Source organism: Chryseobacterium sp. Bi04 (genome assembly GCF_918698085.1).
Classification (GTDB): Bacteria; Bacteroidota; Bacteroidia; order Flavobacteriales; family Weeksellaceae; genus Chryseobacterium.
In genome coordinates this window covers 111,731-136,018 of sequence record NZ_CAKKLP010000001.1, presented here as the reverse complement: position 1 = coordinate 136,018, position 24,288 = coordinate 111,731, and the positions used below count along the sequence as shown (strand labels likewise).

The 24,288-nt window shown below is 36.5% G+C and carries 24 protein-coding genes; 16 read left to right on the top strand and 8 right to left on the bottom strand.

The genetic code is table 11. The features are described 5' to 3' along the window. Nucleotides 1-88: 88 nt before the first annotated feature. The 11 genes from LQV47_RS00615 (at nucleotide 89) to LQV47_RS00565 (ending at nucleotide 11,663) form a co-directional block, all read left to right on the top strand. Nucleotides 89-1,039, top strand: a complete 951-nt coding sequence (locus LQV47_RS00615; RefSeq protein ID WP_230032653.1) for an MlaD family protein — start codon at nucleotides 89-91, stop codon at nucleotides 1,037-1,039. Nucleotides 1,040-1,047: 8 nt separating this feature from the next. Beyond that, nucleotides 1,048-2,376, top strand: a complete 1,329-nt coding sequence (locus LQV47_RS00610; protein ID WP_230032648.1) for a (Fe-S)-binding protein — start codon at nucleotides 1,048-1,050, stop codon at nucleotides 2,374-2,376. Nucleotides 2,377-2,379: 3 nt separating this feature from the next. Then, nucleotides 2,380-3,003 (top strand): hypothetical protein, encoded by a 624-nt coding sequence (locus tag LQV47_RS00605; protein ID WP_230032644.1) that lies wholly within the window; start codon nucleotides 2,380-2,382, stop codon nucleotides 3,001-3,003. Then, nucleotides 2,993-3,772, top strand: a complete 780-nt coding sequence (locus LQV47_RS00600; protein ID WP_106918014.1) for a (Fe-S)-binding protein — start codon at nucleotides 2,993-2,995, stop codon at nucleotides 3,770-3,772. Before LQV47_RS00605 ends, LQV47_RS00600 begins: the two co-directional genes overlap by 11 nt. Nucleotides 3,773-3,960: 188 nt before the next feature. Then, nucleotides 3,961-4,449, top strand: a complete 489-nt coding sequence (locus LQV47_RS00595; RefSeq protein WP_230032642.1) for a hypothetical protein — start codon at nucleotides 3,961-3,963, stop codon at nucleotides 4,447-4,449. A 92-nt stretch (nucleotides 4,450-4,541) separates the two neighbouring features. Continuing rightward, nucleotides 4,542-5,675, top strand: coding sequence for a glycosyltransferase (locus tag LQV47_RS00590; protein ID WP_230032640.1), 1,134 nt, complete (start codon nucleotides 4,542-4,544; stop codon nucleotides 5,673-5,675). A 5-nt stretch (nucleotides 5,676-5,680) separates the two neighbouring features. Continuing rightward, nucleotides 5,681-6,934: a polysaccharide biosynthesis C-terminal domain-containing protein gene (locus LQV47_RS00585; protein ID WP_230032638.1), complete on the top strand. Its 1,254-nt coding sequence runs from the start codon at nucleotides 5,681-5,683 to the stop codon at nucleotides 6,932-6,934. Between the two features lie 58 nt (nucleotides 6,935-6,992). Further along, nucleotides 6,993-8,891 (top strand): asparagine synthase (glutamine-hydrolyzing), encoded by a 1,899-nt coding sequence (gene asnB, locus LQV47_RS00580; RefSeq protein ID WP_290368635.1) that lies wholly within the window; start codon nucleotides 6,993-6,995, stop codon nucleotides 8,889-8,891. A gap of 39 nt (nucleotides 8,892-8,930) precedes the next feature. Beyond that, entirely contained in the window at nucleotides 8,931-9,452 is a 522-nt protein-coding gene (locus LQV47_RS00575) for a hypothetical protein (protein WP_230032632.1), read from the top strand. 65 nt (nucleotides 9,453-9,517) lie between these two features. Beyond that, nucleotides 9,518-10,786, top strand: a complete 1,269-nt coding sequence (gene serS, locus LQV47_RS00570; RefSeq protein WP_230032629.1) for a serine--tRNA ligase — start codon at nucleotides 9,518-9,520, stop codon at nucleotides 10,784-10,786. 268 nt (nucleotides 10,787-11,054) lie between these two features. Next, a complete protein-coding gene (locus LQV47_RS00565; RefSeq protein ID WP_230032624.1) occupies nucleotides 11,055-11,663 on the top strand; it encodes a hypothetical protein in 609 nt (202 codons plus the stop codon). 115 nt (nucleotides 11,664-11,778) lie between these two features. Here LQV47_RS00565 and LQV47_RS00560 read toward each other — a convergent pair whose 3' ends face one another. The 8 genes from LQV47_RS00560 to LQV47_RS00525 all read right to left on the bottom strand — a co-directional run bounded on the left by LQV47_RS00560 (nucleotide 11,779) and on the right by LQV47_RS00525 (nucleotide 20,680). Beyond that, nucleotides 11,779-12,504, bottom strand: coding sequence for a sulfite exporter TauE/SafE family protein (locus tag LQV47_RS00560; protein WP_230032621.1), 726 nt, complete (start codon nucleotides 12,502-12,504; stop codon nucleotides 11,779-11,781). Continuing rightward, nucleotides 12,495-12,947 (bottom strand): FixH family protein, encoded by a 453-nt coding sequence (locus LQV47_RS00555; protein WP_230032609.1) that lies wholly within the window; start codon nucleotides 12,945-12,947, stop codon nucleotides 12,495-12,497. The genes LQV47_RS00560 and LQV47_RS00555 overlap by 10 nt, the downstream gene beginning before the upstream one ends. Before the next feature lie 87 nt (nucleotides 12,948-13,034). Continuing rightward, nucleotides 13,035-14,489, bottom strand: a complete 1,455-nt coding sequence (gene ccoG / locus LQV47_RS00550) for a cytochrome c oxidase accessory protein CcoG (RefSeq protein WP_230032608.1) — start codon at nucleotides 14,487-14,489, stop codon at nucleotides 13,035-13,037. A 99-nt stretch (nucleotides 14,490-14,588) separates the two neighbouring features. After that, complete coding sequence (locus LQV47_RS00545) at nucleotides 14,589-15,470, bottom strand: cbb3-type cytochrome c oxidase N-terminal domain-containing protein (RefSeq protein WP_047491724.1); 882 nt, start codon at nucleotides 15,468-15,470, stop codon at nucleotides 14,589-14,591. A gap of 10 nt (nucleotides 15,471-15,480) precedes the next feature. Then, nucleotides 15,481-15,681: a cbb3-type cytochrome c oxidase subunit 3 gene (locus LQV47_RS00540; RefSeq protein ID WP_027373015.1), complete on the bottom strand. Its 201-nt coding sequence runs from the start codon at nucleotides 15,679-15,681 to the stop codon at nucleotides 15,481-15,483. Nucleotides 15,682-15,696: 15 nt separating this feature from the next. Beyond that, the gene (gene ccoN, locus LQV47_RS00535; RefSeq protein WP_047491722.1) at nucleotides 15,697-17,958 is read right to left on the bottom strand and encodes a cytochrome-c oxidase, cbb3-type subunit I; all 2,262 of its coding nucleotides are present in this window, start codon (nucleotides 17,956-17,958) and stop codon (nucleotides 15,697-15,699) included. A 21-nt stretch (nucleotides 17,959-17,979) separates the two neighbouring features. Then, nucleotides 17,980-18,192, bottom strand: a complete 213-nt coding sequence (gene ccoS / locus LQV47_RS00530) for a cbb3-type cytochrome oxidase assembly protein CcoS (RefSeq protein WP_047491719.1) — start codon at nucleotides 18,190-18,192, stop codon at nucleotides 17,980-17,982. A gap of 109 nt (nucleotides 18,193-18,301) precedes the next feature. Then, nucleotides 18,302-20,680: a heavy metal translocating P-type ATPase metal-binding domain-containing protein gene (locus LQV47_RS00525; protein WP_230032605.1), complete on the bottom strand. Its 2,379-nt coding sequence runs from the start codon at nucleotides 20,678-20,680 to the stop codon at nucleotides 18,302-18,304. A gap of 89 nt (nucleotides 20,681-20,769) precedes the next feature. Between LQV47_RS00525 and LQV47_RS00520 the strand changes: the two genes are divergently transcribed. The 5 genes from LQV47_RS00520 to LQV47_RS00500 all read left to right on the top strand — a co-directional run bounded on the left by LQV47_RS00520 (nucleotide 20,770) and on the right by LQV47_RS00500 (nucleotide 24,225). Further along, the gene (locus LQV47_RS00520; protein WP_230032601.1) at nucleotides 20,770-21,483 is read left to right on the top strand and encodes a Crp/Fnr family transcriptional regulator; all 714 of its coding nucleotides are present in this window, start codon (nucleotides 20,770-20,772) and stop codon (nucleotides 21,481-21,483) included. A gap of 62 nt (nucleotides 21,484-21,545) precedes the next feature. After that, nucleotides 21,546-22,361 (top strand): 3-methyl-2-oxobutanoate hydroxymethyltransferase, encoded by an 816-nt coding sequence (panB, locus tag LQV47_RS00515; protein ID WP_047491717.1) that lies wholly within the window; start codon nucleotides 21,546-21,548, stop codon nucleotides 22,359-22,361. Nucleotides 22,362-22,364: 3 nt separating this feature from the next. After that, complete coding sequence (locus LQV47_RS00510) at nucleotides 22,365-22,682, top strand: hypothetical protein (protein ID WP_230032600.1); 318 nt, start codon at nucleotides 22,365-22,367, stop codon at nucleotides 22,680-22,682. An 8-nt stretch (nucleotides 22,683-22,690) separates the two neighbouring features. Then, complete coding sequence (locus LQV47_RS00505; protein WP_230034218.1) at nucleotides 22,691-23,371, top strand: RluA family pseudouridine synthase; 681 nt, start codon at nucleotides 22,691-22,693, stop codon at nucleotides 23,369-23,371. A 17-nt stretch (nucleotides 23,372-23,388) separates the two neighbouring features. Further along, on the top strand, nucleotides 23,389-24,225 hold the full coding sequence (locus LQV47_RS00500) for a hypothetical protein (RefSeq protein WP_230032599.1): 837 nt from the start codon (nucleotides 23,389-23,391) through the stop codon (nucleotides 24,223-24,225). Nucleotides 24,226-24,288 lie beyond the last annotated feature (63 nt).

Genomic DNA, 24,288 nt, shown 5'->3' with positions numbered 1-24,288 from the left:
GTCGCTTTTTTTGTATTTAACGCAGAATAATAACCGAAAAGATTTATTTAAAATGTACTATATTTGCTTATTAGAAAAAAATTAGCAAGTGAAGTTCAGTAAAGAATTAAAAGCTGGTGTGATCACACTTCTAGCTATCGTAGGCTTTGTAGTGTTGTTTCAATTCATGAAAGGGAAAAGCCTTTTTACTACCGATAATATATTTTATGCAAAATATGACAATGTGGAAGGCCTTGCGCAATCTTCAGCGGTGTCTATCAATGGACTGAAAGTAGGACAGGTGGATAAGATCATTCCTCAGACAACAAAAGAGGGTAAAATTAGCTTTGTTGTCAAAATTACAGTGGACAACAAGTTTGAGTTTTCAAAAAATTCAATGCTGGAAATTTTTGAACCGGGATTAATGTCCGGTAAAGAAATGAGAGTGAACCTTGTGTATGGCGGTCCTACTGCAAAAGATGGGGATACCCTGAAAGGAGCTTTTAAATTGGGGATGATGGGAAGTCTTTCTTCTCAGGTAGGTCCGGTTAAAGATCAGCTACAGGTGGTATTACACAGGGTAGATTCTCTGATGACTAATGCCAATCAGATCTTTGATGCCCAGAATAGAGCTGAAATCAGGGCTCTATTGACCAATCTGAATAAAACGGTAGGGGCATTGCAGACTACAGCAGGAAGTGTAAATACTCTGGTAGGACATAACGATCCTAAGCTTCAGAAAGTATTGGACGATGCAAGCCTTACCATGCAGAGTGGAAAAGTAACCTTAGATAAATATGGAAACTTAGCACAAAGCATTGATACCAAACAATTAAATGCAACAATTGCCAATTTGGATACCACGGTAGGTAAGCTGAATCAGGTAATTGGTGGAATAGATAAAGGAGAAGGGAGTTTAGGAAAACTAATGAAGGATGAACAACTTTATAATAATCTGAATTCAGCATCTTTGAATCTGAATTCATTGATTGAAGATATGAAAGCGAATCCTAAGAGATATATTAATTTCTCAGTTTTTGGTAAAAATAATAAAGACTAATACGTCCTATGCAGTACATCGATAACATTATTTTCCTGATTTTATTAGTGGCTGGGTTTGGCTTGTTTGCTAAAAGCCTGCAGAAGATTTACAGAAATATCAGGCTCGGACAAGAAATCAACAGAAATGACAGGAAATCCGAGCGCTGGACTACCATGGCAAGAGTGGCTATGGGGCAGAGCAAAATGGTAAAACGCCCTGTTGCAGGGATATTGCACCTTTTTGTATATGTAGGTTTTGTTATTATTAATATCGAGCTTATAGAAATTGTAGTGGATGGAGTATTCGGAACCCACCGTTTTCTGGCTTCGGTTTTCGGACATGGATTTTATAATTTCTTTACTGCAACATTGGAAATTCTGGCACTTCTTGTAGTGATTGGAGTGGTTGTATTCTTTATCAGAAGAAACTTTTATGGGGTTAAAAGATTAACCATGAAAGAACTTTTCGGATGGCCAAAACAAGATGCTAACTGGATTCTTATTATAGAATTTGCCCTAATGGTGGCTTTCTTTAAGATGAACGGTGCAGATTGGGTTTTGCAACAGAGAGGCCTTCTTCCTGAGCATGGAAGTTTCCCCATCAGTTCTACCTTTTTAGCACCTGTTTTAGGAGGCTTTAGTGATGGTTTTCTTTTCTTTACAGAGAAAGCGGCATGGTGGTTCCATTTTGTAGGGATCCTTTTCTTCATGAACTATCTTTACTATTCAAAACATTTACATATTATCCTGGCCTTCCCAAGTACGTGGTTTGCCAATCTTGATAAAAAAGGAAAATTCAACAATCTTGAATCTGTAACTAAGGAAATCAAATTAATGATGGATCCTAATGCAGACCCTTATGCTGCTCCGGCGGAAGGAGAGGCGGATGCTGCTCCCTCTAAATTTGGAGCAGAAGATATATTTGATCTGAATCAGGTACAATTGCTTAATGCCTATTCTTGTACAGAATGTGGACGCTGTACCTCTGTTTGCCCGGCTAATATTACGGGTAAAAAACTTTCTCCAAGATTAATCCTGATGAAAACAAGAGACCGATTGGAAGAAGTAGGAAAAAATATAGATAAAAACGGAAAATTTGTTGACGACGGCAAAAAGTTGCTGAATGATTATATCACAAAAGAAGAGCTTTGGGCCTGTACTACCTGTAATGCCTGTACAGAAGCTTGCCCCGTATTATTAGATCCACTTTCCATTATTTTTGACATGAGAAGATTCCTGGTAATGGAACAGTCAGCTGCGCCGCAGGAACTGAATCTGATGATGACCAATGTGGAAAATAATGCAGCGCCTTGGCAATATAACCAGGCAGACCGTTTGAACTGGGCAAATGATTAAATCATGAAAAAGCTAATCTACATATTTCTGTTCTTATGTTCGGGTTTTCTATTGGCTCAATCAGCTGATCAGAAGAAAATTCTTGAAGATTCACGGTCTTTCATCTCTTTATTTCAAAAGAAAGATTATGATGGAATGCTGAATATGACCCATCCGGCAATATTTGAAAAAATTGATAAACAAACAATGATCGATGGCTTCAAAAAAATGTTTGAGAAGAATGATGAATTTGAAATAGAAATGGTAGATACAGATCAGACTACATTTAATGTTTCTGATATTTTTACCACCACAGATAACACAAAATATGCGTTCAGCAGCTATCCGATGAAAATGAAAATGACATTTTTAAAGGAAAAGTTCGATGAAGATAAAAAGAAGATGGTGCTGGGAATGATGGAGGCCCAGGGAATGAAGGCACAGTTTATCAATGATACGACCCTGGAAATGAGTAAGCAAAGTATGATCCTTGCCCTCAATGATAAAACAACATCAAATACCTGGAAGTATCTGAATTATGACGAAGCCAATCCTTTATATGTTTCTATAGTCCCTGTGGAGGTCATGAAAAAGGCAAAGGAATACTATGCTAACTTATTAATTAAACAAAAAGAAAATGCAAATTAAAACAATGGCAGAATATGCTGCCGAAGGAAGATCCCCGGAAGTTTTATTTTGGGTTGGATGTGCTGGAAGTTTCGATGACCGCGCCAAAAAAATTACAAAAGCATTTTGCAAAATATTAAATAAAATAGGAGTTGAATTTGCAGTGCTGGGACAGGAAGAAAGCTGTACCGGAGACCCTGCAAAAAGAGCTGGAAACGAATTTGTTTTCCAGATGATGGCCCTTACCAATATTGAAGTATTGAATGCATATGAGGTGAAAAAAATAGTAACGGCCTGCCCGCACTGTTTCAACACCCTTAAAAATGAATATCCAAGCCTTGGCGGGCACTTTGATGTGGTTCACCATACCCAATTCCTTAAAACATTAATGGAAGAAGGAAGACTAAAGATTGAAGGCGGCGCATTTAAAGGAAAGAAAATTACCTTTCATGATCCGTGCTACCTGGGAAGAGCCAACGACGAGTATGAAGCGCCAAGACTATTACTTGAAAAACTGGATGCAGAGCTTGTGGAAATGAAGCGTTGTAAAACAAACGGTCTTTGTTGTGGTGCCGGAGGGGCACAGATGTTTAAAGAACCTGAAAAAGGAAATAAAGACATCAATATTGAACGTACAGAAGAAGCCTTATCTTTTGAACCTAAAGTGATTGCTACAGGATGTCCTTTCTGTAATACAATGATGACAGATGGAGTAAAACATTTTAATAAAAATACAGAAGTTGCCGTAAAGGATATTGTAGAACTTCTTGCTGAGGCAGAGGATTTATAGGTCCTTTATATACAATACAAATATAAACTCAGGCTTTGGCTTGAGTTTTTATTTGTGATCAACTCAAGAATATTTCTTAATTTTGATACTTAAATTAATAGCATATGAAGTCGTCATTTAACCCAACTTTCCGGTCAACAGAAAGAAGCGGTAATGATAACAGCATATGGGATTAAAAATACGTACATATGAAAATAGAAGAATCCAATATTGTAGAAACTAACGACTACAGAGTTATTATATACCCGGCTTCAAGGCCTCTTGAAACCAAAGAAGCAAAAGCAATTACTGAAAAATTGTTTGACTTCCTTGCAACATGGGCAGCCCACGGAAAAGCACTTTCTTCTTCTTTTAAGATTGAAAAAAATCAGTTTATCATCATCTGTGTAGACGAAGAAAAAGAAATGGCTTCAGGATGCAGTATTGACGCATTGGGTAAGATTATGAGAGAAATTGATGAAGAATATCAACTGGGACTTTTCGACAGAATGAAAGCCAGCTTTGTAGACAACGGAGAGGTGAAGACATTAAAACTTCAGGATTTTAAATCTCAATTGAGAAGCGGAGAGCTTTCAGGGGATATCCAGGTTTTTGATTTCTCTAAAAATACCTATCTGGACTTCTTAAGCCACTTCCTTTTACCTTTGGAAAAAAGCTGGGCGGCTTCTATAAAATAAGTGTTTAAAGAAACACGCTAATCAATCAGAAAGTGGAATGTATTTCCACTTTTTTGTTTTAATGTATCTTTGTAAAGACTCAGTAATCGCTAATGCCAAAAGTACTTTTTTTAACGACTTCACACCGCTACGATGATGACAGGGTTTTTTATCATCAGGCTAAAGCCCTCAGAGATGAAGGGTATACCGTTAAAATCTGCAGTCTGTACACAGATTATAAAGGATTTCTTGACGGGATTGATATTGAGGCGTATTCTGCTTTAGAAGAAAGCATAGAGACGAAAATAAAAATATTCCGGGATGTCTGTCAGACCTTTCAGCCGGATGGTATTATCTGCTCAGAACCTTTGGCAGTAATTGCCTCCGGAAAGTTTGTAAAAGACCATAAAATCAGCTGTATTTATGATATTACGGAATGGTATCCTGCCATGTCTATGCTTGAAGTCTATCAATTTCCTGTTAAGATCATTCAGGCAGCAAAATTTTTTCTGATTCAGCTGTATGCCGGTTTCCTCAGTACCCATTTTATTTTTGGAGAAACTACAAAGAAATTTCCTTTAGGTTATTTATTTGGGTTTAAAAAACAAATGGTCCTTCCTTATTATCCGGATGAAATGTATATCAGGGAAAGTATAAAAAAACTTGAGCCTGGTAACATTACCCTTTGTTATACAGGGATGATCTCAAAAGATAAAGGGATTGATAATTTCTTTAAAGCAGCTGATCAGGTAAGAAATAAGGAGCCCCGGCTTAGACTTAAAATCCTTATTGTAGGGTCAACGAGACAGGAAAGTGATGAAGTGCATTTTTCAGCTTTGCTTAAAAAATATGCGTTTGATAAGATTGAAATTAAAGAACCTGTTTCTTTTGAGAAATTTACAGAAGCATTTTCCGATGCTGACATTTGCTTTGACCTCAGGGAAATCAATTTTGAGAATAATCACTCTCTTCCCATCAAGTTGTTTTATTTTATGGGAGCCGGAAAGCCTGTAATTTATTCTCGTCTGAAGGGAATCAGGAAACATATGGGAAGTCTTTCATTTGGAAGCCTTGTAGACCCTCAGAATACGGAACAGATTGCAGAAATCATCATACAGTATGTGACAAACCCTGAGCTGTATGATGCCCACGCATTCAATGCCAGAAAAGAATTTAAGGAAAAATACAATTGGGGAGCTATTCGTGATTCATTTGCTAATTTTGTAAAAAAAGCTATCGAAAAATAATAACCATGAAGCTTACTGTTATTAAAACCTTTGTTTCGCGCTTCCTGATTCTGATCCTGAGTTTCGGTTTGGTTATTTTTTCCACGAATATGTGGGGAAGCGAGGGAAAGGGAACTATTTCTATTGTCATTGCCAATGCTGCAGCAGTAAGCTTTTTCAGCAGTATCTTTTCAGGCAGCAGTACTTCTTATTTTGCTTCAAAGTTTAAGATTGAAAAAGTTTTGCTGTATGCCTATCTATGGTCACTTGTGACAGGTATAGTAATTCCTCTTGCCTTTAGTTTTGCCTCAATTCAGAGTGGCTATCTTCCCTATCTTATCGGCATCTCAGTTTTTTCTTCACTGTTATCAACGAATATTAATTTGTTTGTTGGGACACAGAATATCAGAAAGTTTAATATATATACAGTCTTACAACAGCTGGTACATATTGTCTTTATTGGAATTTTCATCTATCTTTTCAATACTAAAGATGTTTCTGTGTATTTCCTTGCCCAGATTGGATGTCTGGGACTTTTATTTTTTATCAGCTTTTTTCAAATTATCAGAAAATGTAGTATTTCAGAAATATCATTTTCAAAAGAGGTTTCAAGGAATATGTTTGAATATGGCTGGAAAACACAATTGAGTGCATTTGTCCAGTTTCTGAACTACAGGCTTTCATTTTATTTCCTCGAACATTTTGAGGGAATAGCAAGTGTAGGGATCTTTTCGATCGGGATTACCTTTTCAGAAGCAATATGGACGATTACCAGAAGTATTGCTGTTGTTTTATATTCTGATGTTGTCAACAGTAAAAGCAGGGAAGAATCTATAGAAAAAACGAAATCTTCACTCAAGCTGACCTTTATCCTCATGGTGGGCTTTGTCCTGGGAATCGTTATTATTCCCGCCCAGGTCTATGAAATGATCTTTGGAAGGGAATTCAGGAATACCAAAGAAATAATGCTTCTTTTATCTCCCGGTATTTTTGCCATAGCGATAAGTGATATGATTGGATATTATTTTTCAGGGATCAGAGAACTTAAAATACTGAACATGAAGTCAATTGTAGGGTTGATCATTACGGTTCTTTTTTCTTTTATAGCTATACCGAGATGGGGAATTTGGGGGGCGTGTTTTGTGACCACATTTTCTTATTTGTCTTCTTCATTCCTGTTATTCCGGAAGTTTTACCGTTCTACAGAATTTAAGCTGAGTGATTTTATGATCTCAAGAGAAGAGATCTATCTTTTAAAATCAAAATTTATAAAGAAATAGGTCCTTGTGGCCAGCAAATAAAGTCATTTTCCTATTTTTACAACTATTAAGATCTAATATGTGCGGAATCAGCGGTTATTATTCATTTCATAAAAGTATTTCCTCTAAAAATATTTTAGAGATGAATCAGGCCATTAAGCATCGGGGACCGGATGATGAGGGCTTTTGGCTTTCTGATATAAAAAAAGGAACATCTTTTTCCGGCAATGATTCCACTCCAAAAATAAAAGAGCAGTTTCCTATTTTGGAAGATGATAGCTCAGACATTGCTTTAGGATTTCGAAGACTTTCTATCATTGATCTTTCTGAAAAAGGGCATCAGCCTATGCTTACTGAAAATGAGCAGGTGGTGATTACTTTCAATGGGGAGATTTACAACTTCAGAAAACTCAGGGAAGAACTCCGTATAGTAGGATATCACTTTGAAGGCTCCTCTGACACTGAAGTACTGCTGAAGTCTTATCAGGAATGGGGAACAGGCATGTTTGAAAAGCTGGATGGAATGTTTGCACTCTGCATTGTTGATCTCAGCGCAAAGAAGCTTATTTTGGGCAGAGATAGAGTAGGAATGAAACCCCTTTTTTATCATCAAAGTGAACAGGGCATAGTTTGGGCCTCAGAAATAAAGGCCATTTTGAAAAATGAGCTGGTAGCGGCTGAAATCAATTGGGATGGAGTATATACTAACTTTCTTTTTCAGACAACATTAGCTCCGAAAACCTGTTTTAAGGGGATTTTTTCTGTAGAACCGGCTTCTGTGATGACCATTAGTTTAAGAGATCAGAAAATAACGACTGAAAAATTTTGGGAACTGCCTTTAAAGACCGAACAGAATATTTCTGAAGAAGAAGCTGTAAAAACTATAGATCATTTGCTGTCTGAAAGCATATCGGAGCAGCTATATGCAGATGTTCCCGTAGCAGTCATGATGAGTGGGGGCATTGATTCTACGTTAATTGCCTCGAAATCAAAACCTTTTAATGCCAATATCAGTACATACACTATTTCCTATCCTTTTTCTGAAGAGGAGATACAGAACGCTTCTCTGGCAGCTGAGCACTTTGGAGTCTCACATAAGGTTGAAAAAGTAAATGATGAAGATATCTTAGACCAGTTAAAAGAAAATATACAGCATTTTGAAGAACCTTACTGTAGTCTTGAAGTACTGATCAATGCTGCAAAATATGCAAAAGATAATGGTATAAAAGTAGTGTTGAGCGGAAATGGGGCAGATGAACTTTTTGGAGGCTATTCCCATACATTGAAACTTAAAAAATGGCTTTTGATGAAGAATTTTAACTTCACCAGACATTTTATTGTTACGAAAGATCCTTTTTCCAGAAAGGTGAAAAATTACTTTTCTCAGGATTTTATGTTTGATTTTTTCCGCCAGAGCCAGATAAGTATGGCTCCCTTTGAAGCAAAAAATATAATAAGACCAGACATTTTCAGAAATATTGATTCAGATCTTACAAGGTATCATTTATCAGAATCTAAAAATTATTCAGGCTATTTTGAATATGATATGAAATATTCTCTGTCGTCTCATCATGTTTTCAGAGATGATCTGAGTGCCATGAAATACGGGGTGGAATTTCGTTATCCCTATCTCAGCAACCGATTGATAGATTATGTTGCCGTTTTACCGGAGCGTTTCAGGTTTAATGGGATTCAGAATAAGCCCTTATTACGGAAAACAGCCGAAAGATATCTTCCTTCCGAAGTTTTGAATATGTCAAAAAGAGGTTTTTCTTTTCCTCTGAACCATTTTATTAAGAATGAAGAAAAAATCAGAAATTTTATTATTGAAAATCTTGAGAGCCTTAAAAAAAGAAATTTTTTCAAAACAGAAGTCATCGATGAATGGTGGAATCATTTGGAAAATGAATATGACTGGGTAAAAATCTGGCAGTTGGTGACTTTTGAGCTGTGGTACCAGAAATATTTTAAGAAATAAAGAAGGAGCCTAAAGATTAATATTTTATCTTTGTTGTGAATGAGAAATATTGTTTTTGGAATATGGGTTATGGCTTTCGCACTTTTAAGTTGTAAAAGTGATGATGAATCTTTACAAAGGATTGATCAGATCATGAATATTTATATGGTTAACGGTGCAGGGCAGGATTTGTTGAATAGCAAAAAACCAGGATCATTCAGTGGATATTCGGTGAACGACAGTTTAGGAGACAGAGATATTTCTCCCGTCAGTATTCCACTGAGAATGACAGCTGATTCTACATTTTATATGGAATATATTGCCGGTGCCAAAAGAAAAAGACTGGATTCTGTAAGTCCGGACAATCCGGGTACAGGTAATTCTTATTATTCTGTAATGACTCTGGGTTTAATAAAAACAGTGAATAATGTAGCGGATACTATTACAGACAGATTAAGAATAGAGTACCGTAAAACACCCACTCTATTCCAGGTATCTAAAGTATATTACAATGATGTGCTGCAATTTTCAAAAGAAGCGGATCAACCAAATTCGATAAATACCTTTACTATCACAAAATAATTTTAAATTTGTACAATTGTTAGTTTATTTGAAGCTAACTTTCTAATATTTAACATCTCAATAAAATGTTACAAGTCAATTTTTTACGCGACAATAAAGAGCGCGTTTTAGAAGGTCTTAAAAAAAGACAATTCAAAAATCTTGAGTTGGTAGACGAGGCTATCGCTGCTGACGAAGAAAGAAAAAGAATCCAGTTTGAATTAGATTCCCAGCTTTCCGAGATCAACAAAATCTCCAAAGAAATAGGACTTTTGATGAAGGAAGGAAAGAGAGAAGATGCGGAATCGGCAAAATCTAAAACAGCACAGTACAAAGAGTCGAGTTCAGAATTGAAAATTCAGTTAGAAGCAAAAGAAACAGCTTTATTGGATATTTTATACCAGCTTCCCAATATTCCAAATGAATTGGTAAAGAGTGGAGCTTCTGCAGATGATAACGAAATTATTTTCCAGTCTCACACAGTGGAAGGCCTTGGCGAAGGGGCTATCCCTCACTGGGAGCTGGCAAAAAAATATAACCTTATTGATTTTGAATTGGGAGTAAAAATTGCGGGTGCCGGTTTCCCTGTCTATCTGGGGAAAGGAGCCAGATTACAGAGAGCTTTGGTGCAGTATTTCCTGGATAAAAATGTGGATAAGGGATATACGGAAGTAAATCCTCCTCACGTTGTAAATGAAGCATCAGGATTTGGAACAGGTCAGTTGCCTGATAAAGAGGGACAAATGTATTATATCAATGAAGATAAATTATATTTGATTCCAACGGCGGAGGTTCCTGTAACGAATCTTTACCGTGATGTATTGCTTGAAGAAAAAGATCTTCCCATTAAAAATACGGCTTTCTCTCAATGTTACAGAAGAGAAGCGGGGAGCTACGGAGCTCATGTAAGAGGACTGAACCGTCTTCACCAATTCGAGAAAGTGGAAATTGTAAGAATTGAGAAGCCTGAAAATTCTTATGCTGTTTTAGAAGAAATGGTAGAGCACATCAAAGAAATTCTTACCGATCTTGAACTGCCTTTCAGAGTATTAAGACTTTGTGGTGGTGATACAGGTTTTGCTTCTGCCATGACCTACGATTTTGAAGTATGGAGTGCTGCTCAGGAAATGTGGTTGGAGGTAAGCTCTGTTTCTAATTTTGAAACGTTCCAGGCTAACAGACTTAAATGCCGTTATAAAGCAGGCGGAAAGTCTCAGCTGGTTCACACCTTAAACGGATCCGCGATGGCGTTGCCAAGAATTATGGCTGCATTGCTTGAAAACAATCAGACGGCAGAAGGAATTAAACTTCCTAAGAAGATCGCTGAATACGCGAGATTTGATACTATTAACTAGAATATTTTTATTCATAAAAAGAAGAGGCCGTCTCACACTCGTGAGAACGGCCTTTTTTATGGAATTTTCCTGTACTCCTTTATGAGAAGGGTTTTCGTTTAAACGATTACCCATCGTCTAGTTGTGATGCACCTTCTTTTGTTTGTTACGGATTTTCTGTTTTTTTAATTTTTATTAGTTTTCTAAAAAAGGGTATCAACATAATAAATAATTATTATTCCTTTTATAGGGAGTTATATTTTTCTATATTCGTGAGAAACAAGTAGAAGTGAATGGTTTAGTTAAAATAATAGCAGTAATAGTCCTGCTTTCATTTATAAGCTGTAAAAATTATTATTATTTTAATGGACAGCAAAAGGTAGAAACCGACCACCCGGATAAGTATGATAAATTTGTTTTAACCTTTGATAACGGAAAACAAAATATACCATTCTATACCTATGGAGATTATCGGTTTAAAAAAATAGATAAACAGTATATTTTTTTTAAAAATTCTGAAATGCACAAACTACTGCATTACAAGGTTCCTAAAAAGAATGGTGAACAATTTCTGTTTATGTATAACAACCAGCCTACGTTTTCAAATATTTTAGGTTTTTTTTATAAAGACATGAACATTGAAGACGTAAAAAAATTGTATACTACGGTTAAACATAAAGAAGATGAAAATCAATTTTTTTCCCGATACAATTTTGATAAATTTCAGGTCTATGACTTATACAAAACTGTAAAAGGAGGAGTTATTCGGTTTGTAGCAGTCAATAATCCTGGCTATTCTAAAGATCCGGACTATAAATGGTTTAACAGAGAAATTAACACTATGTTCTTTGATATTAATCATTCTCTATGGGATGGTTATATTGAACCTCTTAATTAATGCACATGAAAAAAAAAATTAACCTTTTATGTATGCTGAATTTTTGGTTCTTTGAAAACTTTATTGGATTATCAATGTCTTGAATTAACATCGAGTTATTTTATTCTTTTTCTTCTTAATGGCAGTTTACGGCTCCATTGGGATCTTTGGATATGGTCATGGCTTCTGCTTTAGGGGAAACGTAAGGTATTCCCAGTTCCAGGCCTCTCAGAATGAATAATCCTCCCAGGATAATCATGATCACGGGAACAGCTTTTAAAACTTTTATTCTAAAGGCTTGATTCATGAGATTTCCGGCTAAAACAATAGCAAACATGAACGGTAGGGTTCCTAAACCAAATAAAGCCATGTACGCGGCTCCCTGCCATATTCCTCCGCCTGCCAGGCTGGCCGTTAAAGCCATATAAACCATTCCGCATGGTAGAAAACCATTAAGAATACCTGTTGTAAATCTGGAACGGTAATCTGCCTTTTGAAGCAGCCTTCCTAAATTTGACTTTACAGAATATAAAAACCTGGAGAAGAAAGGGATTTTTGAAGCAAAATCTTTTCCCCCAAAAGAGAATACAGCCATAATAATCAACAGAACCCCTGCGGTAATCGTCAGGTATTTCTGAAATCCTGCCATCTCAAAACCCTGTCCAATAATCCCCAGAAGAGCTCCTAATAAAGAATAGGTAAATATCCTTCCGAATTGGTAGGTGAGATTTTGAAGATAGAAATTAGCCGCCTGCTTTTTTGTGAGTCCCATGGATAAAGCAATAGGGCCACACATTCCGATACAGTGAAAACCGGAAGCAAAGCCTAAAGCAATAGCTGATATGATAAGTCCTATTTCCATATTACATCATAATCCATTCTGTAGTCTGTTTTATCTTTTGTCCAGCTCAGTCTTAAGGTATAATTACCCATTTTCAATACCTGTGCAGGTATTACGAAACTGTGGTCAGCATCAAGCTGCACAGATTTTTTGATATCTAAATTCTGATCGTCGGTTCTGTTTAAAACAAATTTTGCCGTTGTATTAGAATTGTTATAATCTTTTGGAAAAGTGATTTTTATTCCATTGGCATCCTGGCTGTATACAGGTTTTTCCTGCAGATTGTCAGCCTTTTTCTTAGCATCAATTACATCCTGGTATTGTAGCTCCTCTTCATAATAATTATCAGTAACCATTTCAGAATTCTTCTGCCCGTTCGGGAAAAGAAACAACATGGATAATATAAAAACGATGAATGCAAATAATGCGATTACAACACCATGTCCCCAACTAAAGTTCTTCATTTTTTCCGTATTTTTTTTATTTGTCTTTTATGATACTTAAATCCCCCTTGATTAATATTCTTTTGAATCCCTGAGGTTTCCTGAAAATTAAAATTGTAGTTTGAAAGGTCCTTCAAAATAGGTCTGATAGGAATCAATAAGCTTGCCCTTCATATCATAAACACCAATGGTAATATTCTGCTTAGATAGCTTCATTTCATCTTCAGGGAAGCTGATATTAACTGTTCCCTTAGAAATTTTATCCCGGTCTACCTGTATTTTGCTTGATCCACTATAAATAATCTCCCCATGGGCAGGATTGATGACTTTTATGGTTACAATTTTCTTATCGTTTGTTTTATTAAGGAAAGTATAATTATAAGTATTGGTAATTTTTCCATCCCTTACAAAGAATGTACTGCCTGCAGGTTTAATGAATTTTGCTTCCATTTCACCGCGGCTGTAAAGAAGATAGCCCAGGAATCCTACCAAAAGGAATAAGAATATGGAAAACCCTTTCATTCTTCCGGTAAACTTGAACTTTGTTTCCTGCTCAATTTCATTTTCAGAAGCATATCTTATCAGGCCTTTCGGAAGGCCTACTTTTTCCATTACTTCATCACAGGCATCAATACATGCTGTACAGTTGATACATTCCAGCTGCTGTCCGTCCCGGATATCAATTCCGGTAGGACATACCACTACACACTGGTGACAGTCTATACAATCTCCTTTGCCTGCCGCTTTTCTGTCTTCCCCTTTTCTCCATTTTGACCTGTTTTCTCCTCTTTTAAAATCGTAGAAAACGTTGATCGTGTCTTTATCAATCAATACACCCTGAAGTCTGCCATAAGGACAAACCAGCGTACATACCTGTTCTCTGAACCATGCAAATACAAAATAAAAGGCTGCAGTAAGGAGAATCATTACAATAAAATTGGTAGGATGGGCAAATGGCCCTTCAGAGACAATTTTAAATACTTCCTCATAACCCACAATATACATAAACATAAAGTGAGTGATAATAAGTGATATAATAATATAAACAGACCATTTTAAGCTTCTTTTCCAGATTTTCTCACTATTCCACTCCTGTCTGTCCAGCTTCATCTGCCTGTTTCGGTCACCTTCAATCAGATATTCTATTTTACGGAAGATCGATTCCATAAAAATTGTCTGAGGGCATATCCACCCGCAGAAAATTCTTCCGAATGCAATCGTAAAAACAATAATAAAGATTAAAGATGCGATGGCACCTAAAGTAAGAATAAAAAAGTCCTGTGGATAGAAGGGCTGGCCAAAGATGAAAAATTCTCTGTCTATAACATTAAATAACAACAATGGGTTGCCATTGATCTTGATAAATGGCAGTGAAAAATAAATAATGAGTAAAGCGTAGCTTACAAGGTTTCTGTAGTTGGTGTATTTCCCTTTTGGTTTTCTTGGGAACACCCATCTTCTTTTTCCGGATTGCTCCATTGTCCCAATAGAATCTCTGTAAGTTTCAGGGTCCAGAACTTGCCCCTGTCCGCCTCTTGCTTCTATTTCTTCTATGTCTGACATATTGTACTAGGTTTATTTAAAAAAGAAAAAACATAATTCGTTACTATTTTTTAGTTAATAACAAATTATGTTTTTTTCATATGTTTCTAATTTCTTAAATTATTCTTTTTCCCAATGTGCTTCAGTTCCTTGAGGAGCTGCTCCTCCCTGAGCCTGAGTCACCGGTGGTTGCTCTTGGTTGATGTGATATACATACGCTGCAATCTTCTCAATTTCGGCACCTGAAACTTCTCCGTTTTTACCAAAGGCTCTCATCGCCGGGTTAGTAGGAGAACCATTCCAGTCCATATGGAAAACATTCTTGAATAAAGTCTTCTCCGGTTGGTTGATCCAATAGTTATCAGTAAGGTTTGGCCCGATACCTCCACTACCGTCTTCTTTATGACAAGATGCACAGTTTGTTTTGAATAATTCTTTACCTTCTGCGATATTATCAGCTGAATATTTAGCTGTTTCAATTGTTACAGGAGGCTGAGTTTTTTGATATTCTTCAATACTTGCCAATTGCTCTTTGTATTCTTTTTCATATTCGCTTAACGGGTGAGCGAAATCTGTAAATGAATAAGCGGCAATATATACAATACAAAAAGCAGTCCCAAAATAGAATAAACCTACCCACCATTTCGGTAATTGGTTATCCAATTCCATAATTCCGTCGAAACCGTGGTCGATAAGGATATCCTTTTCTTCAGTTTCAGATTGCTTTTTGAATGCTGCATCATACATTCTTCTTAAGAAAGGAACTTTCTTTTCAGCTAAATAAGCTGCTTTTTCTTCAGGAGATAGTTTTTTGAATTTGTTGTTCTCAATCAAATCTCCAATCGAACTATGGATGTATGCCAAGATACCAGCGATCACTACTGTTCCCCAGAAATAAGGTGAAGCCAGGAATGCGTAGCTCTGTACAAATAAATAATAAAAAACTATTAAAAGTCCAATTATTATCAAGATGTTTACGACAACAGGTGTTCTTTGTTTCATAAAAAATAGTTTAATTTTTTAAATTAAAATCGTCATCTTCATCATCCCCAAGTGGTGCCTCTTCTTCTTCTTTGTAATACTTTTTAGGCTTGCTAAAAACATAGATTATCAAAGCAACGAAGAACAGCATAAAGAAAATTAGAGCCAGGGTCTGGTAGAAACCAGCATTTTCTGTATTGGATAATATATCTTTAAAGTTCTGAGGAATCATATGAACATTTTAATGTTAGTTATTACTTGCTGTTTTGATTTCTGTTGTTTTGATATCAGTTCCTAATCTCTGTAGGTAAGAAATAAGAGCTACAATTTCTTTTTTCTCTAATTCTCCCTGAGGTCTCTTAGCGTATGCCTCCTTCAAGTCATTTGCTTCCGAGAAGATATCTTTTACAATTTTTGCCGATTGGTTATTCGCCCACTGGTCTGCAGAATCAATTTGAGCCTTTGTATAAGGTACATCGAATGTATTCTTCATCAGCTTCATTTTGTCTACCATTTTAGATCTGTCTAGGTTAGTAGCGATCAACCAAGGGTAACGTGGCATAATAGAACCTGCGGATGTAGATCTTGGGTTATACATGTGTTTGTAGTGCCAAGAACTTGGGTTTTTACCTCCTTCTCTATGTAAATCCGGTCCGGTTCTCTTAGACCCCCATAAGAATGGTCTGTCATAGATGAATTCCCCTGCTTTAGAGTACTGTCCGTTTTTACCGTTGAATCTTGTAATCTCATCTCTGAACGGTCTGATCATCTGAGAGTGACATGCATTACATCCTTCACGGATATAAATGTCTCTACCTTCCAATTCAAGTGGAGAATAAGGTTTTACTGCTGATATAGTAGGAACACTTTTCTTAAGAGATAGGGTAGGGATAATCTCCACCATACTTCCTATTGAAATGGTACACAGTGATAATACGGTTAACAACAATGGCATTCTTTCCAACCAAAGGTGGAATCCTTCTCCTTCTTTACGTTTGTTACCAATATTTGCTAAAGCTGGTGCTTCTGCTGGTACTTCTTTCTGGAATGATCCTTTTCTTACCGTAGCAATTACGTTTACGATCATCAGGATAGCTCCTGAAATATAGAATAGACCTCCTAAGAATCTCATTTTAAAGTAAGGAATGATAGCCGTTACAGTATCCAACCAGTTTTTCCATAATAAGGTTCCGTCCGGGTTGAACTGTTTCCACATTAATCCTTGTGTGAAACCAGAAATATACATTGGTACTGCATAGAAAATGATTCCTAATGTCCCTAACCAGAAATGCCAGTTAGCTAATTTTACAGACCAAATTTTTGTTCTCCACATAATAGGGACCAGGTAATAGATAACCCCGAATGCCATGAAACCATTCCATCCAAGAGCTCCTAAGTGTACGTGACCGATAACCCAGTCTGTAAAGTGACCAATTTTGTTGATATTTTTAGTTGCTAAAAGCGGTCCTTCAAACGTGGCCATACCATAACAGGTAACAGCTACTACGAAGAACTTAAGGATAGGATTTTCTCTTACTTTATCCCAGGCTCCCCTTAAGGTAAGAAGACCATTTAACATCCCTCCCCAAGACGGTGCAATAAGCATAATAGAGAAACCTGTTCCTACTGCCTGCGCCCATGCCGGAAGAGCTGTATACTGAAGGTGGTGAGGACCAGCCCAGATATATACGAAAATTAATGACCAGAAGTGAATAATAGACAGTTTATATGAGAAAACCGGTCTGTCTGCTGCTTTTGGTAAGAAATAATACATTAAACCTAATACTGGAGTAGTCAATACGAATGCTACTGCATTGTGACCATACCACCATTGTACGATGGCATCCTTTGCTCCTGCATAAGCAGAATAAGACTTCCAGCCAGTGAATGATAACGGAACTTCAAGGTTGTTGAAAATATGAAGCATCGCTACTGCAACCCAGGTACCCAAATAGAACCAAATTGCTACATACAAGTGTCTTACTCTTCTTTTCGAAATAGTAAGAATCATATTAACCCCGAAAATGATCCATGAGAAAGCAATCAATATGTCGATCGGCCACTCATGTTCAGCATATTCTTTAGAAGTATTGATCCCCATAAAGAAGGTGATGAACGTAGCAACGATCATAAACTGCCAAGTCCAGAAATGTAACCATGATAATGTATCACTGTACATTCTTGTTTTTAATAATCTTTGCGTAGAGTAATATACTCCAACATAAACAATATTACACACGAACGCGAAGATTACGGTATTGGTGTGCAACATCCTGATTCTACCAAAACCAAACGCCCCATGAGTGTTTATTAGCCCTTGGATATTACCGGATGATAAACTATTAATGGTTGTATCATCTGTACCGAATAAGAATTCAGGTAATTCCGGGTAGAAAAGCATTAATGCCGCCGTAAGCCCAAACGTAAACCCTATAAAACCAAAGATGATGGTCGCATAGAGGAACGCACGGACAATACTATTGTCATAACTAAACTTTTGTGTTTCCATATCAACTATTCACTATTTTTCTCAATTTTTATTATTTTCTCCTATTTCTTTTTCGTCTTTATTCTTGTCGCCGGTTTCATCTTTTTCTTCGATTCTTTCATCATCAAAAAGGATTCTGACAGCTGGAGATTCATCATCTTCAAACTGTCCTTTTCGGGCATACACTATAAATACGACCAAGAAAATCGCAGCTAAGGAAACACTGCAAACGATCATTAAATATAGAATATCCATTGGACAACAAAATTAACCTATTTTCGGGGTTCAAATTTAGTGAAAAATAATGACATTCATCACGAAATGCCGATTTCAGCTAATTTAAAATCAGTCTAAATAAGGGCTTTTAAACACGTTTTTTAAAATATTTACGACTTAAAATCCAGGTTGAAAGTGTAGTGAAGGCAACCACAGTTATGGAGCTCGCCGGCATGATGATTGCAGCAAATAGAGGATGCATATGTCCTGTAACTGCGTAACTTAAACCAACTATATTGTATAGAAAACTGATTATGAATGTCATTTTCACAATGGTGATGGAGCCTTTACAGACGTTCAGGTAGTTGTCAAGACTGACTACTTTCTCACCATTCATAATGACATCAGAAGATGGTGTAAAACTGTTGGTGTCATCAGCAATGGCAATGCCCACATTGCTTTGTTTTAAGGCTCCCGCGTCATTCAGTCCGTCTCCCAGCATGGCTACTTTCATATGCTGATCCTGAAGATTCTTAATGTAGTTCAGTTTATCCTCCGGGCTTTGATTGAAGGCCATTCCTTTGTAATTGGGAATAAGTTCCTGCAGTTGGGTTTCTTCTGAAGAATTATCTCCACTAAGGATAAATATTTTGTAGTGGGTTAGTTTATTAAATAAATCTTTAAGCTTAGGACGGTATTCATTTTTGAAGATGAACTTTCCTAAAAACTGATCATTTTTACTAATGAAAACAGCGGTTTCCAGATTCTTTGGTTCCTGGTTGTTATAACGGGCTGAACCTATTTTGTAAAGATTTCCTCTTATGCTTGCTTCATATCCTTTTCCTGAAATCTCCCTGAAGTTTTCTACAGGGAAATAATCATCATTGACTTCTATGAATTCATACAGTGATTTTGAGAGAGGGTGGTTGGAGTTCTTTAATAATGTTTTAATATTAAGCAAGTCAAATTCAGCAATTTCAGAGCCGTCATATTTGATATTTGACTTTTTTCTATGGGTAATGGTTCCCGTTTTGTCAAAGACAATCGTATCCAGTTTGGCAATTTTCTCAATTGTTAATGTATCTTTTACATAGAACTTATTTCTACCTAAAATCCTCATAATGTGACCGAAAGTGAACGGCGCGGACAATGCAAGAGCGCAAGGGCAGGCAATGATCAGAATAGCTGAAATAACCTGAAACATCTTCGATAAATCAATAAATGACCAATAAATTCCGGAAATAACCGCAATGCCTAAGATAATGAATGTGAAATATTTACTGATGTTATTGGTAAGGGTGTCAAGCCCTGTTTCATGCTTTTTAAATGCTTCTTTATTCCAAAGCTGGGTAAGGTAACTCTGGTCTACATCTTTGATAACTTCCAGCTCCAAAGATGATCCTACTTGTTTTCCTCCGGCAAAAATCTTATCTCCCGGCTGTTTGCTGATGCTTTCACTTTCTCCGGTAATAAAGCTGTTGTCAATATTTCCTTCCCCATTGATCAGGATGGCATCTACCGGAATGATTTCCTGGTTTCTAACCAATATTCTGTCACCTACTTTTACTTCAGAAAGCAGAATGTTTTCCTGTTTTCCTTCAAAATCAACTTTGGTTACGGCAATAGGGTAGAAAGATTTGTAATCTCGGTCGTAGGAAAGGGCACTGTAGGTCCTTTTTTGGAAAAGCTTTCCCATCAGCATAAAGAATAAAAGGCCACAGAGGGTATCGAAATATCCGGGGCCGTAATTGGTGGCTACCTCATAAATACTTCTTCCGAAAAGAACAAATATTCCCAATACAATAGGAACATCAATATTGACGATTTTGTTTTTTAAACCATACCATGCTGATTTATAATAATCCGAAGCGGAATAAAACACAACAGGGCAGGCCAGCAGAAACATTAATACTCTGAAAAGACCTTTATAATGCTCCATCCAGTAATCTTCCCCTCCTACGTATTCAGGAAAGGCCAGGAACATTCCGTTCCCAAATGCAAAACCTGCGATGGCAAATTTTACAAGAAGAGATTTGTCGAGATGGTCAACATTTTTTTCGGCTGTTTCAAGGCTGATTACCGGCTTATATCCCAGATTAGTTAAAAAATTAGCGAGCTCGCTGAGAGGTAAGTCTTTATGGTTAAAAGAGATTTGTAAGGTCTTTCTTGTGAAATTAACCTGTGAATATTTAATGTACTTATTTAAGGTATGCAGACTTTCCAATAGCCAGATACATGAAGAACAGTGGATGACAGGGATTTTGAATGTTACAAGGCTGGTATTGCCTTCAGAGAAGTCGGTGACCTTATCGAAAATTTCAGGGGTGTCCAGATAATCGAACTGAGTAGAGTTTTCATCACCCGGGCGAATTCCAGCACCCTTATTAAGCTCGTAAAAGTTACTTAAATTGTTCGAATTCAGAATTTCGTAAACAGATTTACATCCGTTGCAACAGAAAATCCTTTCATCAAACAAAATTCTCTCTTTTTCTATACCTTGACCACAATGAAAACAGTTCTCGCTCACCACCATAAAATATTGAACTACAAAATTATAACAATTTTTTTTGTTTATCGTGTTAAAAAGTTCTATTTTTGTGATAAATATCATATAAAATGCCGCAGGAACAACAGATAGCAATTGAAGAGAGGTTCGCCAAAGTTTTTAATGATAAATCATTTAAGGAAAGACTTTCTAGCGCAGATTTTGAAAAATATATTAATGGCAAAAAGAAATTAAGTTTTCAAAAACACGACACTATTTTTGAGGATGGAGAAACTCCAAAGGGAGTTTATGTCCTTGAAAAAGGTGCTGCCAAATTATCAAAATCAGGAGCGTTCGGAAAAGATCAGATTTTAAGATTTATCAAAGAAGGGGATATCATCGGCTATCGTTCTTTGCTTTGTGGAGAAAACTTCCAAGCCAAAGCCGAAGCTATGACGGATATTGAGTGTGTTTTTCTACCAGCAGATATCTTTATGTATCTCTTAGAGGTAGATCCACAGCTTTCTTTTGTCATGCTTCAGAAAATTTCATACGAATTGGGAGAATCTTCCAATACCATTACATTCCTTGCACAGAAAACGGTAAGAGAAAGGCTGGCTGAAATATTACTGCTTCTGGAGCAGAAGCTGGGGGTAGATCCGGAAGGCTTTATTAAAATTTCTCTGACAAGGGAAGAAATTGCCAATATTATTGGTACTGCCACAGAAAGTGCCATCCGTCTGATCTCAGAATTCAAACAGGACAGCCTGATTGAAGTAGACGGAAGAAATATCAAGATTTTAAATCACGACAAACTCATGAAACTCGGCCACGTAGTTTTATAAAAATCATACAAAATTTAAGTCGGCTGAAGGCCGACTTTTTAACTTTTAAAAATAGATAAATTATGTCTGTTCACTCTGAAATTAAAAAAGTTACGACTGAAACCTTGCGTAAAATGAAATTCGACAAGGAAAAAATAACAATGCTTACGGCCTATGACTTTACCACGGCAAAGATGGTAGATGCTGGCGGTGTAGATGCTATTTTGATTGGAGATTCTGCAGCAAATGTGATGGCTGGTTTTGAAACTACATTACCCATTACACTGGATCAGATGATTTATCACGCTCAAAGTGTGGTAAGAGGAACTGACAGAGCTTTGGTCATTGCAGATCTGCCTTTCGGAACTTATCAGAGTAACCCTGAAAAAGCATTGGAATCTGCAGTAAGAATGATGAAGGAAGGAGGTGCTCATGCCGTGAAAATTGAAGGAGGAAAAGAGATTTCTAAATCGATAAAGAAAATCGTGAACGCAGGAATTCCTGTAATGGGACATTTGGGATTAACTCCACAATCTATTTATAAGTTTGGAACCTATAAAGTGAGGGCAAAAGATGAAGCAGAAGCAGAAAAACTGATTGCTGATGCACAGCTTTTGGAAGAACTGGGATGTTTTTCTGTAGTTTTAGAGAAAATTCCTGCTGATCTGGCTAAAAGAGTAACGGAAAGTATTTCTATCCCTACTATAGGAATTGGCGCCGGAGCTGACTGTGACGGGCAGGTTTTGGTATATCATGATATGGTGGGAATGAATAAAGGCTTTAGCCCCAAATTCCTAAGAAGATACCTTGATCTTTATACTGAAATAACAGGAGCTGTTGCTCAATACGTAAAAGATGTAAAGACAGTAGAATTTCCAAACGAAAACGAAAGTTATTAATCTATGCAAAATCAACAACAATCTATCCAGGGAATTTTATCTATTGCCGCATTGGTATGCCTCGCTATAGGCTGGTTTAATCTTTTCTCCCCGGAAATCAATCATCTGCTGTCCCGAAAAGTTTTTTATGTCCTGATAGGAGCGAGTTTCTTTATTCAGGCACCCTTGCTTACGAATAAGAACTTTGTCTATGCTATGTATGCTGCTGCAGGGATTTGCGTCATCGGAGCTTTTATACCTGAAGATTCAACCCTTTCAGTACTTAAAACCATTGGTCTTTTGGGAGGAATTATTCTTTCACTGTCCAATAGAAGAAGATAGACTGAAGCATTATGAAGGAGCAGATTGTATATGAAGATAACCATCTTCTGGTGGTTAATAAAAAAGTCGGTCAACTGGTACAAGGAGACAAAACCGGCGATGAATCATTATTAGAATCTATAAAGAATTTTATAAAAATAAGAGATGCTAAGCCGGGGAATGTTTTTCTCGGCTTGGTTCATCGTATAGACCGTCCTACTTCAGGATTGGTAATCTATGCTAAAACGTCCAAAGCACTTTCCCGCCTTACTCAAATGGTGAAAAACCGTGAGGTCAAAAAGACATATTGGGCTGTGGTAGGAAAAGAAATGATTCCACAGAGTCAGAGGTTGGTTCATTACCTAAAGAAGAACGAAAAAAACAATAAAGCTATTGTTTTTCCAAAGGCAACAGAAGGAGCGAAAGAAGCTATTTTAACCTATCATGTTATTAAAACACTTGATAATTATATACTTCTTGAAATTGATCTGGAAACAGGCAGGCATCATCAGATTCGTGCCCAATTATCTAAAACGGGAATTCCCATCAAAGGAGACCTTAAATACGGGGCTCCCCGTTCCAATCCTGACGGAGGAATTAATCTTCATGCAAGGAAACTGGAGTTCATTCACCCGGTAACCAAAGAAAAGATTGAAATTACAGCACCCGTTCCGCAAAATGATGCAATCTGGAGAGCTTGTGAGGATTAAAAAACTTAAAAAACTACATGAAAATTCAATTATTATGCCTGGTCATACTAATGACTTTTGCATCCTGTTCCAGCAGTAATGACGAAATGTTAACAGAAAATACCCAACAAATAACTGTAGATCAGCCAAATAAAATATCCTGGAACTTTCCGGTTTTATCACCTAATGGGGTAGGAAATATGACAGACCCTAATATCTATTTTGAATATGATTCTCAGGGAAGGGTTGTTAAAAAAGTGGGAGGTTTTATATTTATTGATCCTAATACAGGATATAACTCTACACATTTTTCTAAAGACATTTATACCAGTGTTTCCTATAATGGGAATATAATTTCTATTTCTACATTCAGCAGTAGCCCTGACTATATTGTCCCAATCAATAAAAGAACATTTGAAGTTGACAATCAGGGAAGAATAATGAAATCTATTATTCCTTCAGTAGATAATCCGTATTTTGATAAACATCTGAATTATAGTTATGATTCATCTGGGAAACTCATTGAAATTTTAACAACGTTTCCAAACATGCCTTATGATCCGACTGATCCTGATGACTTTATTTGGACGATAGCTAAAAGATTTACTTATGATAATATAGGAAATCTGAAAAAATCTGTTGAAGTAGAAAGGCATAATAACGTTGATTTTTACATAGAAAATACAGTAGAGTTCAGTAATTTTGATACAGCCCCCAATCCTTTTAAAAAGCTGCAGATTTTTGAAGATTACTTTTATTTTTCACTATCAAAAAATAACTTTCAGAAAGAGGTAAAACTATATAACAGTGGAATTGGAGAATCAAAATGGGTGAATCAGTATGATTCTAATGGAAATGTAAAACTTTACTATTAAAAATAATAATTACAGATAAACAGGGCCATCTCAATTTTGAGGTGGTTTTTTGTGTAAGGAAAA